This window comes from Siphonobacter sp. SORGH_AS_0500 (assembly GCF_031453245.1).
GTDB lineage: Bacteria > Bacteroidota > Bacteroidia > Cytophagales > Spirosomataceae > Siphonobacter.
Map to the genome: position 1 here is coordinate 3,123,743 of NZ_JAVIYT010000001.1, position 12,688 is coordinate 3,136,430.

The 12,688-nt window shown below is 46.0% G+C and carries 9 protein-coding genes; 1 reads left to right on the forward strand and 8 read right to left on the reverse strand.

Annotated elements, in window-relative coordinates:
- Nucleotides 1-140: 140 nt before the first annotated feature.
- The 7 genes from QE357_RS13350 to QE357_RS13380 form a co-directional block, all read right to left on the reverse strand.
- On the reverse strand, nt 141-3,275 hold the full coding sequence (locus QE357_RS13350) for an efflux RND transporter permease subunit (protein WP_309708232.1): 3,135 nt from the start codon (nt 3,273-3,275) through the stop codon (nt 141-143).
- Between the two features lie 102 nt (nt 3,276-3,377).
- A complete protein-coding gene (locus QE357_RS13355; RefSeq protein WP_106635936.1) occupies nt 3,378-4,433 on the reverse strand; it encodes an efflux RND transporter periplasmic adaptor subunit in 1,056 nt (351 codons plus the stop codon).
- 18 nt (nt 4,434-4,451) lie between these two features.
- Nucleotides 4,452-5,792 (reverse strand): TolC family protein, encoded by a 1,341-nt coding sequence (locus tag QE357_RS13360; protein ID WP_309708238.1) that lies wholly within the window; start codon nt 5,790-5,792, stop codon nt 4,452-4,454.
- A 41-nt stretch (nt 5,793-5,833) separates the two neighbouring features.
- Nucleotides 5,834-6,313, reverse strand: coding sequence for a MarR family winged helix-turn-helix transcriptional regulator (locus QE357_RS13365; RefSeq protein ID WP_157830248.1), 480 nt, complete (start codon nt 6,311-6,313; stop codon nt 5,834-5,836).
- Between the two features lie 156 nt (nt 6,314-6,469).
- Complete coding sequence (locus QE357_RS13370) at nt 6,470-6,910, reverse strand: hypothetical protein (protein WP_307143395.1); 441 nt, start codon at nt 6,908-6,910, stop codon at nt 6,470-6,472.
- A 109-nt stretch (nt 6,911-7,019) separates the two neighbouring features.
- Nucleotides 7,020-8,519, reverse strand: coding sequence for a glycoside hydrolase family 130 protein (locus tag QE357_RS13375; protein ID WP_198555168.1), 1,500 nt, complete (start codon nt 8,517-8,519; stop codon nt 7,020-7,022).
- A 105-nt stretch (nt 8,520-8,624) separates the two neighbouring features.
- On the reverse strand, nt 8,625-10,922 hold the full coding sequence (locus tag QE357_RS13380; RefSeq protein ID WP_307143396.1) for a glycosyltransferase family 4 protein: 2,298 nt from the start codon (nt 10,920-10,922) through the stop codon (nt 8,625-8,627).
- A gap of 232 nt (nt 10,923-11,154) precedes the next feature.
- Between QE357_RS13380 and QE357_RS13385 the strand changes: the two genes are divergently transcribed.
- On the forward strand, nt 11,155-12,036 hold the full coding sequence (locus QE357_RS13385) for an SDR family oxidoreductase (protein WP_255400637.1): 882 nt from the start codon (nt 11,155-11,157) through the stop codon (nt 12,034-12,036).
- 49 nt (nt 12,037-12,085) lie between these two features.
- On the opposite strand, the gene QE357_RS13390 is transcribed toward QE357_RS13385, so the two are convergent.
- A complete protein-coding gene (locus QE357_RS13390) occupies nt 12,086-12,535 on the reverse strand; it encodes a response regulator (RefSeq protein ID WP_198555167.1) in 450 nt (149 codons plus the stop codon).
- Nucleotides 12,536-12,688 lie beyond the last annotated feature (153 nt).

Sequence of the window (12,688 nt, forward strand, 5' to 3'; positions counted from 1 at the left end):
TTTGTATCAATCATTCCGAAAAGGATATTCCACTGCTAAAAAGGGGTGATCCAACCACGACAGAGGCGAAGAGTTACCCCAAAGAGGGCAAAAAAAAACGGCTCCCTTTTGAAAAGGAGCCGTCGTTTGCAAATGAAGTGTTACTCATTCATTAATCGGGAAGCCGTCAACTCTTCAGGCTTTTGGGGTTGAGGTTCTTTTTTCTGGAAACGAGCCAGAATACGATCCACAACCAGGTACACTGAAGGTACCACAAACAAGGTTAAGACTAACGAACTCGTCAAGCCACCAATGATTACCCAGGCCATTCCATTTTTGGTTTCGGCCCCTGCCCCACTAGCCAGAGCGATAGGTAACATCCCGAAGATCATCGCCAGCGTAGTCATCAGGATCGGACGAAGACGTTCTTTACCTGCTTCTACCAGAGCGGCTACTACTTCTTTGCCTTCAGCCTTGAGGTGGTTGGCAAAGTCTACAATCAGAATGGCGTTTTTCGCTACCAGACCCATCAGCATGATCATACCTACAATGGAGAATACCGTTAAGCTTTCCATCGTCAGAGCCAGAGCTAATAAAGCTCCAATCAGGGCCACGGGGATGGAGAAAAGTACTACGAATGGATATACCACACTTTCGTACAGGGCCACCATGATAAAGTAAACCAGCAGGATAGCCATGATTAAGGCCAGACCCAGGCTACCAAAGGCATCCGACTGTTGCTGTAACTGACCTAAGTACTGCACAGAAACACCTTCGCCTAAATTCACAGACTTCATCTTTTCCTTGATGTCGTCCCCTACTGTTCCTACCGGACGGCCCACTACCTGAGCGTTAACAGTAATCGAAGATAATCGATCATTACGCTCCAGCACGCTTTCTCCCACGCGTTCGTCTACCTGAGCAAACTGCGATAACTCAAAAGAACGTCCCTGGTTGTTCACAAATAAGAGGTGTCCTACGTCATTGGCACTGGATCGGTTAAATTGATCCAGGTTCACCAGAATGTCATATTCATTACCATTCTGCTTGAATTTAGCCCGGTCGTCGCCACGGAAAGCCGTTTGCAGGGCTACCCCAACGTCAGCGGCACTAATGCCCAACTGAGCCATTTTCTCACGATCCAGCTTGATGGAAACCTCGGGCTTCGGATCTTTTACCGAGTATTTTACGTCCTGTGTACCGGGGGTCGATTTTGTTATCTTCAGCACTTCCGCCGCTGCTTTGCGGATGGAGTTCATGTCGGTACCTTTTACGGCAATTTGAATGGGTGCTTCGGATGCCCCTACAATACCTACCGGGCTTGCCGTTACTTTCACTCCAGGAATTTTACTGATTTCTTTCTTAACCTCCATCCCGAACTCATCGGTTGAATAGGTTCGTTCTTTCTTATCCACCAGTTTCACGTTAATATCCGCAATGTTACTGTTGGAAGTCGAAGCGATAGCTGTACTGGTATACCCTACGTTTGAGAACACGTTTGTTACGCCGGGGTGCTTGAGCAGAATTTGTTCTGCTTTCTGAACGGCTTCGTTGGTTTGGTATACCGAAGCCGTTGGAGCTAACTCCAATTGAATGGCAATCTCGCCCTGATCAGAGGCAGGCATGAAAGCACCTCCAATGAATCCGGCGGGAACCAGAGCAATGGAGCCTACAAAAAGTAGAATCACCACCAGGAACACCCAGCGTTTATGGCTCAGAGCCGTCTTCAGTACGCTACCGTAATAAGCAATGAGGCGATCAATGAACCGTTCGAACCCTATGTTGATTTTTCCCCAAAGTGATTTTGGATTCAAATGCTCCAGCTTACCGAAACGAGATACCAGCAAAGGCGTGATGGTAAAGGAAACCATCAAACTCATCAAGGTAGAGAATACTACCACGAGGGCAAATTCCCGGAGGATATTTCCAATCAAACCGCCCGTCATGGCTAGTGGCACGAATACTACAACGTCAACCAGGGTAATAGCCAGAGCGGTAAACCCAATTTCACTCCGTCCGTCGATAGCGGCCTGACGACGATCCTTACCCATTTCCATGTGGCGGGTAATATTCTCCAGAATTACAATGGAGTCATCGACGAGGATCCCTACCACCAGCGAAAGGGCCATCAGCGTCATCAGGTTCAACGAGAAGCCTGATAGATACATCAGCATAAACGTCGGCAGAATCGACGAAGGTACCGCGACAAGAACGAATAAAGAAGACCGGAAACTGTGCAGGAATAAGAGCATTACAACCGACACAATCACCACCGCCAGAAATAAATCGTCTACTACGGCAGTGGCTGAAGCCAAGGTATAAATAGACTGATCCGCCGCGATATTGAATCTCAGTCCAATGGACGAGTACTGTTTTTCAAGCGTAGCGATCCGTTCTTTTACCAGCTTACTTACGTCAACGGCATTGGCATCACTTTGCTTCAATACCTGAAGACCCACCGAAGGAATACCGTTGATGTGGTTGATGGCGGTAACCTTAGCCGTACCATCCACTACTTCCCCCAAATCTTTCAGTAACACATCACCACCACCGGGTTTACGAGCTACGATCAGCTCCCGCATTTTGGCAACGGATTGCACCGTCGCATCAAAGTGAATGGAATACTGGGACTGTTGCGTTTCAATTTGACCCGCCGGGTAACTGGCATTGGCATTATATACGGCCTGAGAAACCTGACCGATGGAAATACCATAGGCCCGTAATTTAGCAGGGTCAATGTTCACCTGAATTTCCCGCTCGGTTCCACCGACTAAGTTTACCTGACCTACCCCAGCTACATTTGATAACTGTGGTTTCAGTTTTTCATCGATCAAATCGTAGAGTTGCGTTGGGGCCAGTTTGGCCGTTACGCCCATCCGCAGAACGGGTAACTCATCCGTTGAGAATTTATTGAGAATCGGATCGTCTACGTCGTCGGGTAACTGCGAAAGAATCTGATCGATTTTCCGCTGAGCATCCTGCTGGGCCTGATTCACATCAACGCCGTTTTTCAACTGAATGATAACGGAAGAAACACCTTCCTGAGAAGTAGATTTCAAACGATCCAGACCTTCCAGAGACGAAAGGGCATCTTCTATTTTTTTGGTAACGTTGGTCTCCACCTCATCGGCGGCAGCCCCCCGATAAACCGTAGAAACACTGATTACGTTCGCCTCAAATTTGGGCAGCAGGTTATACGAAAGCTGCTGATAACTAATGACTCCAAACAGAATGAGTACCGTAAAAATGGTAGTCACCAGCAAGGGTCTTTTTATGGCTACTTCGGTTATCGACATATTTTTATTTAGTTTTTCGTTGATGGTTGTAAGTTGTTAGAAAGGGGTAATAACACCTCCAACAAACTGTCAATCAAACAACTAGTAACAAACAACTATCAACTACTTCGTAATTTGCACGGCAGAGCCTTCGCTTAGGTTGATCTGACCTGTGGTTACTACTTTTTCTCCGGCGTTGAGGCCCGATAATACTTCAATGTTATCGCCTAATTCACGACCTACCTGAATCTTCCGCTGCTTCACTACCTGACCTTCTACTACATACACGTAAGGATTTTTCACACTCTCTACCAAAGCCGAACGTGGAATTTGCAAGGCTCTCTGATTTGATTTTTGTGAGAAATCAACGTTCACGAACGTTCCTGCCTTGAGTGTATTACCGTTTTGAATCGTGATCTCTACGGGATAATTGTGCTGCTCATCTCCCTGAGGAGCGATATAACTGATGGAGCCGTTGAACACGCGATCAGGAAATACGCTGGTGGTTAACTTAACGCTGTGTCCTTCTTTCAGTGAATACACATCACTTTCGTTCACTAACACCTGTACTTTCAAACGGCTGATATCCAGAACAGTACCCAGAGAAGTTCCCACGTTTACGTATTCGCCGGGTTCGATGTTTTTCTTTACGACACGACCGCTAATGGGAGCTTTGATCGTAGCATCCGAAATCTGTTTTTTGATTTGCTGAGCCTGATTAACAGCGTTATCGTAGTTATACTTGGTGTCGTTTACCTGTAATTCGGTTGTAGCGTTGCCCGCGTAAAGCGTGTTGTAACGGCTTACATCCTTTTTCAGCTTTTCGATGTTCAGTTGAGTTGCTTCCAGGGATAACTCTTTCAGCTGGTTATCTACCTGTACCATCGTAGCCCCCTGGCGAACCGACGAGCCTAACTCGAAATTAACCTTCATTACCTTACCTGCCGCCGTAGCCATGATTTCGGCTTCCCGGAACGGAATGAGGTTACCCGTTTTGATGAGCTGCTGGGAAACTTCGCCTTCCTGCACCGTTGCAACGGTTACCGGAATCTGGACGTTTGTGTTGGTCGGAATTTGATTTTTCTCGTCAAGTTTTTTCTTGTTCGACGCAAGCTGGAAGCCAATTAACCCAATAATGGCAACGATTGCGATGATGACGATTATGGTTGTACGTTTCATGGTTATAGGGAAAGACGTCTAAAGTTGATTATAGAAATTCAGAAGTGTACCCTGCGACTGCTCCAGATTGAGCTGAGCCTGGTAATAGTTAATGAGTGAGTTGATATAATTCGATTGAGCCTCACGGTAAGACTTATCCGCATTCAGTAAGTCCGTCAGGTTTTTAACCCCCTGCTTGTATTGAAGCGTCGTGATCTCATACACCTGCTGAGCCAGTTTCACCGTCCGGTCGTCATTTTCCGTATTGGTTCTGGCCCGTATCAGTTGAGACTCAGCGTTGTTATACTGCAACTTGTATGCCTCCGTATTCAAACGCTGCTGTTCTTCCTGCGTCATTACCGTCAACCGATTCTGCTGATACTGAGCGTCTCTTTTAAATCCATCAAAAATGGGCAGATTCAAACGCAGGCCAACCGTACCAAAACCCAGGAAGTTCTGAAAAGCTCCCCCGAACTGATTCGAAAAAGAAAGCGTACCGTAACTCGCATTGGCCGTTAATGTGGGAAGATACCCAGCTTTTGTACGGGCCATCTGAATACGTTGCAGGTCCAGATTCCGTTCGCCCTGTTGGAAACTAACCAGGTTTCGGGGATCAAATTCCTGCTTTTGTGCTTTAGGTAGTTGTTTCAGAATACTCGAGTCCGTTAACATTAAGGGCTGATCCTGAGACAATCCCATTTGGTACTTCAATTGATTGATGGCTAATTCCAGCGAATTCTCGGCTAATACCAACTGTGAGCGAGTGTTGTTGTAACTCACTTCCGTATTAGTATAATCCACGGGCTGAATCACGCCGTTGTCCCGTTGCAATTTCAGAACCCCTAGTACCTGTTCGGTACGGGTCATGTTATCTTTCAACAGAGCAATCTGTTGCTGGGAGACAAAAACCTGGTAATAGTTTTTGGTGATGTTATAAATCACATCTTCCTGCGTCTGGCGAGTATTTAGCTCGGCTAATTTCTGGTTGGGCTCATTTGCCTTGATACCCAGAATAAGCGTTTTGTCGTAAATCGTCTGCGTAGCCTGAGCCGATACTGTATTTTGGTACTTCTGACCAAAAGCAACGGTCAGCGGTTCGGGGTTACCGAAGGTTCCGGCGGGAATGACGCTTCGCTGCAACTTGATGTTATCCGTAAACGTACCCGTACCCGTTACCTGTGGTAAATATTGAGAGATTGCTTCACGGGCCTGCTGGTTGGCCGTTTCAACTTTATACTGGGCGAGTCTTACGCCTCCAAAGTTTTTCAGACCATATTCCAAGCATTGTTTTAAGGTCCATCCCTGCTGCGTATTTTGAGCTTCGCTGAGTGAGGGTAGCACCGCCATCAACATTGCAATCAAAAAAGTGTTCGTTTTCATGGGAAACTGTTGATATATCAATAATAAATCAAATAGGAAGATTACTTTTCTGCATTTTGGGCAATGGCTTCTATTTTGCTTCGGATTCTTCGCAAGACGGCGATTTCATCCTCTTCAAAATACTTTTCAATTTCAGTATTCATGCCTTCCAGAGCCTCAGTAGCCTTCTCCACAAAGAGCTTACCTGCTGGTGTCAGAACTACTACATTCTTTCGCTTATCCTGACCATCAGTCGTACTTCTCAAGTAACCATCTCGCTGTAAGGTCTGGATAGACCGCTGAATACCAGCTTTATTCTTTTGAAGAATATTTGCAATATCCTGTTGAGAAGGTGGATTTTTCAAATAATTGATCGTCATCAAAATTCGAATCTGCTCAATTTGAAGAGCATATCCCAGCTTGTTCAGCCAACGATTGGTATCCCGTACAATTAAATGAGAAAGCCCCAAGATGTTTACGATAAAAAGCTTCTTAATTCGTTCAACGGAAGCCTCATCTTTTAATTCATAATTTTCTTTCATGGGATTCATGCTGCAAAACTAACATTCGTTTACATATCAACCAATACCGTTCAAAAAATGTTTCCACCGATCATCATTAATTTAGGGCATAAAAAATCCCGTCTGCGATTACACACAGACGGGATTTTTTATGTACTCAGCTATAAATAGGGCTGTTTATGCAAGAGCTGTAGTACGAATGTTTCGTAACCAGCTTAAATTTTCAGACATGTATTCCCGACGCTTGGTCAGGGTTTTGTATAACTCAGGGAAAGCGGTCAGACAACGGTGCTCCATTACTGATTCAAAAGCGTTCAGAATAGAGACGGTACCGCTCTCACAACCATCCAGTTCTTCATCCCAATCCATGGCAGGAGAAGCAGCTACTACTTCCGTTTCCTCTTCTTCCTGTATTCCATATTGACGTGTATACCGATGGAGTTCATCTGCTAGGCATTCGTTTTCAACATTCATCCGTGATAAACGTTGTCTGAGTCGAGGCATTTTAGCTTCATGACTCAGGTGTGCATACTTGGATTGACATTCCCGGGCCGCCCGAACGAGCTGGCTTAGAGATTGTACCAATACGCGGAGTTCGTTAGGTGCAGTAGTTCCCATGATATATAGTATGTTAGTCTGACGGATTACGGATTACCTATTTAGTATCAAAACCATGCCGTACGATTAAATTACTATCAATCAATGAATTAAGGCAATAAAATCCCCATTATCTGGATTCAGTCTCAACCGTTTCCGCATTTTTCCCCACTGCATTGTCCCGCTCCTGTAATAAGGCCTGCATCAGCTCATCCATGGGAACTGTTGCAAAGCCCGTCGAATAATCAGACATGGCATAGGGAATTAACAGCTTGTCAGCGTGAATAACTGCTCCACAGGTATAAACCACGTTAGGTACATACCCCTCCCGCTCTTCCCCCTGCGGGGTTAGAATGGGGTAAGGCAAGCGGGCTAATACTACCTCTGGATTATTAAGGTCCAGCAGGAACACACCAATGCAATACTTCCGCATTGCTCCCACCCCGTGACTTAATACCAGCCAGCCTTCCGGCGTTTCGATGGGAGAACCACAGTTTCCTAACTGCACAAACTCCCAGGGATACTTGGGAGCTAATAATAGCTTGCTGGTTTCCCAGAAAAACAGGTTATCCGATTCCATCAGGAAGATGTTCTCACCATCCTGCCGACCCAGCATGACGTATTTCCCATTTACTTTTCGTGGAAACAAAGCCATGCCCTTGTTCTTGACGACATCCCCAGCCATGGTTTTTACCCGGAAATCAATGAAATCCCTGGTTTCGAGTAACTGCGGAAAAATAACACGTCCGTTATAAGCCGTGTAAGTGGCGTAATAGGTGGTTTTTCCATCTTCCTCCGTGAATTCTACGAAACGGGCATCTTCCATGCCATTCATTTCATTGGGAGAATAAGGGAACAGGATGCGTTCGCTCAACGCCCGATCATCGCTGTAGTTAATGATGTAATTCGCCTTCATTAAAGCCAGAATTCCATCGCCTGCCACCCGATGCGTCTGGTAGGCCGGGGCTTCCTTCACGACCGGATAAACATCTGAATAACAAACTTCTTCGGGCAACTTACTGACAATGCTATTCGCAAATCCATCATCCAGGCCCAACTCATGGAGTTTTCGCTGAAAAACGTCTCTTGAAAGATACGCTTCTTCGTAAGAGTCAGGCGGCGTTACATACCGGGAATACCCATCAAGCCAAATGCCTGCATTCTGATCGACAAAGCCGGAGCGGAAAACAATGGACGAAATGTGCCCCTCACCCGTAGCCCGCAGACTAATAATGAATCGACGGCAACCTTCGGGTAGATTGGATTGGTCGGGATGCCAGACGATGGAAGGATTAAAGAGAGCCGCAGCTTCCAGGGCGTACTCGTTAGTAAAGTAAGCCCCAATCAATAACTGGTGTAAGGGGCTCAATTCTTCCTCCAGATCAAAATAGGAAAGAATTTCTTTGGCCCGCCGGTCCAGATACGTTTCAACGGCCTGGTGGCGGTGGCGAAACTCCTGAAATACCTGAGAGAGCTCTGCTTCGACTTCCTCTGCTGTCAGAGCTAGCAAACGGTTCACAATTAACACCATTCGCTCGTTGCCCAAATGAAAAGGCCGAAACAAAACCCGGCGGGGGTCTGGGTTAATAATTAGTGGGTAACGTTCTACATTCAACAGAGATTTGGTCATCTTTCAGTGCGATAGAAGTGAATTGTTCTCAACCCTAATTACCATTAGATAATGATAATCAAAATTGAGAACAACAATAAATAGTATACTAAACCTACGTTTACTTTAGTTATTCAGAGACTTGGATTCAGCCTGCTTCCGGGCTTTTTTCTGCATGATAGCAGATTGTTGCTGCGACTGGGCGGCCCGGATTTCAGCTCTGGCCATTAAAAAGGCCAGGCACGATTCAGCTCCCTGATTACAGTTCACCGAATGCGGCTGTAATCCATCATAGCAACCACCAGACGTCTCGTCATATAACGGTAAACCGGTATCATTCTTGCCTAAATACCATTCAAAAGCAGTATTAGCCGCATCGTGCCAAACATCCAGTCCCGTATAAGCGTGAGCTGCCAAGTACGCTCCAATGGACGCTGCTGCCTCCAGAGGCTGCTGATCAAACAGAGCAGGTTCACTACCCATAGGATAGAAACCTTCGGAGCCAATGGGTCTGAAGTGGCCTGCCGGAGCAGTTTGCACATCGCGTAACCATTCCAGCGTATGCAGACCAACCAACTGATGTTCAGGAACATCCGAACATAACAGAGCCTGTGATAAACGAGCGTTATCATAACTCAGGATAGGTTCGAACCAATACCAGTGTGGACGAGCGGCCTGACGCAGAAGACCACACAAACGATCGCCTAACTGTTTTCTTAATTCTCGTTTATGACGTTCACCGGGATAACGATGCAGGTATTCGCTCAGACCCAGCATGGTGAAAGCCCAGCTTCGGGGTGAGGTCATTTCCAGAACTTTATCGATAGAACGGTCGAACAAATCACGAGCCCAGTTCCGAAGATCAGGACGTCGAATTCGGGCAATCATCCCACCTAAAGCCCAGATAGCCCGGCCATGACTGTCATCCGAACCGTAGCTTTCCAGCCACTCCCTTCCGTAAGACATAAAGTTACGGAAACGTCCCTTTTCGGGATCAAAAGCATGATTTAAAAACGATGAAAATACATCGATCATCCAGGGAATACGGGCATCAACGATTTCTCCGTCGGCATCCAGATACGAAGCCAGCAATAAGGCCCGGGCGTTGTCGTCCGTACAATACCCTTCTTCGCGGTGAGGCAAGGTATAACGGGCGTGCTGAATGATTCCGGTAGAATCGGTTAATCGGTATAAATGATCCAGTTTAAGACTCGGCATTACCGTATAATTCAGGTTGATCCGAGACGAAACACTGTATCCAAATAATTGTCGGTAATTGCCTACCACTTCCCGCCATACCATCGGACGGCTGAATTCATAAGCCCGCTCCCGCATTTCCTGACGATATTGTGGATCATCAAACATATGAATCAGAGCTTCAGCGATGGCTTCAGACGAACCAAAGGGTACCAATATGCCACGGTTATTAGCCAATAATTCTTCGGCATGCCAGTAAGGCGTGGACACCACGGCTTTACCACAGCCTACCGAATATGCCAACGTTCCCGAGGTAATCTGGGCAGCATTCAGGTAAGGGGTTAAGTATACATCCGCCATTTCCAGATACTGAAGTAAATCTTCAAGCTCGGCGAAGCGGTTATGAAACTGAACGTGTTCGGCTACTCCTAAATCTTCAGCCAGTTTAATAAGGCTGTTTCTATATTCTTCACCACGCTCCCGAATCAAGTTGGGGTGCGTAGCTCCCAGCACTACGTACGTTAACTCCGGGTGTTTAGCTACTACGGCAGGTAAAGCGGCAATAGCCGTTTCGATACCTTTATTAGGAGAGATTAACCCGAAGGTTAATACTACCTTTTTATTTTCCAGCCCGAATTTGTTTTTAAAATCATCGGGATTAGAGAAGGGAACGTCGGGGATGCCATGAGGTATAACCGCAATTTTTTCAGGGCTGATTTCATAAATCGTTTCCAGAAACTGACGTCCTTTTTCGGACATTACCACCAGAAACGAAGAGCGTTCGGCAATTTGACGCAACACGCGGTCCTGTGAGGGCGAAGGGTCCTGAAGAACGGTATGCAAGGTGGTAATGACGGGCATTTTTACCCGATTGAGCAAATCAATGATGTACTCACCCGATTCCCCACCGTAAATACCGTACTCATGCTGTAAGCAAAGGGCTTCTACACCCGACTCATTTAAATATTTAGCTGTTTCCAAATAAGCTGACCTACTGTTCTGGTCGAAGGTATACTTTACTTCAGCGGGATAATCATAGGTTCCGGGATGATCCTCAACGGCCACTACAAACGTGTCCAGATCTTCGTAACGTTTTTGAAAATACGTTCTCAGATCATGCGTAAAGGTGGCGATTCCACACTGACGAGGGAAGTAATCTCCCAGAAAAGCAATTCGACGAACAGGTAGAGTATCAATCAAATCAGAAAAGAGCTTGTTACTATTCATAGTAAAGACGATTTATGACTCATGTTGGGTTGCTAGCACGTATAGGCTTTTATCTTAATAAAAGACAATATTTTCTTAGGCAGACAGGTTGCTTGATGAACTAAAAAATCGATACCAATTCATTAATAAGGCCACTATTCAGCGTTTTTTTCAAATTGTGGTAACATTTCCCCGTATGATTAGGGTACAATTCCAGATTTTCATAGAGCGATTGGGTACTGTTTTTTAGCTCTTGGCGGTTCCAACCAAAAATAAAACGCATATGGAAACGCAAACACCCGCTCAAACGCAAAGTCATCAACCGGGTCTGGAAACGGAAATGAACCCTAAGCCGATTTTCATCCGGGCTTCCTATCGAGGGTCAGAAAAATTAAAAGGAAAAGTAGCCCTGATTACGGGTGGTGATAGTGGCATTGGTCGCTCCGTGGCGGTTCATTATGCCCGCGAGGGAGCTGACGTAGCTATTGTTTACCTGGAAGAGAACGAAGACGCTTACGATACTCGCGAACTCGTGGAAGCGGAAGGTGGCCGTTGTTTATTGATTCAGGGGAATGTCCAGCAACCGGAGTTTTGCAAAGCAGCCGTCCAGACGACCGTTCAGACGTTAGGGCAACTGGATATTCTGATCAATAACGCCGCCGAACAACACCCTCATACATCTTTCCAGGAGTTGAGCCCCGAAGAAATGGAAAGTACTTTTCGGACGAACATTTTCTCTTTCTTCCACTTTAGCTGGGCCGCTTTGCCCTACTTGAAGACCGGTAGCAGCATTATTAATACCACTTCGGTAACGGCTTTTCGGGGCAGCGGAGGCTTAGTGGATTACTCTTCTACCAAAGGAGCCATTACTTCCTTTACTCGTTCGCTCTCGCAGCAACTGGCAGAGAAGAGCATTCGAGTTAATGCCGTTGCTCCCGGTCCGATCTGGACGCCTTTGATTCCGGCCACGTTTACGGCTGATAAAGTTGAAAAATTTGGAAAAGATACCGCTCTGGGCCGAGCCGGGCAACCCTGTGAAGTGGGTCCGTGTTACGTTTTTCTGGCTTCCGAAGATGCCAGTTATATGACGGGGCAAACGCTACATCCAAACGGGGGTGACGTGGTAAATGCCTAATAAAAAAAGGACGATGCCTCTCTTCACTTCTAGGCATCGTCCTTTTGCTTTATCCGCAGGGAGGAAGTTTAACGGTATTAAACCAGAATTTCCCCAAATGTTCAACCATACTCAGTGTCTCAGTGTATGAGCTCGGCTTAACCAGATAAGAATTAGTGCCCATGTCGTACGTGTCCTGAATGTCTTTGGGAGCATGCGATGTGGTTAATACCACCACCGGAATTTTCTTTAAATCAGGATCATTCTTCAGCTCTTTCAATACCTCTTTGCCATTTTTGCGGGGCATATTCAAGTCTAGTAGAATGAAGCCCGGGCGAGGACTGTCTTCAGGATTTTCGTAACGACCCTTTCGTTTCAGGTAATCGCAACACTCCTGTCCGTCTGACACAAAACGAATGTCGTTGACCTGATAATACTGTTCGAGAGCCTCCCGGAATAAATCCCGATCATCGGAATCGTCTTCTGCCATCAACAGGACGAAATCCAGCACCTTTTTCATCTGATAAGTTTCTAGAATAGAGCAAACACCTGAGCTAAAATAAGTGCATAACTAACCTAAAGGTGTGAATAAATGTTTAAAATAGATTTTATTTCTACTTTTTTGATGGGTAAAAAGAAAGCCTCATCAACTGCATTGATGAGGCTACCTGAC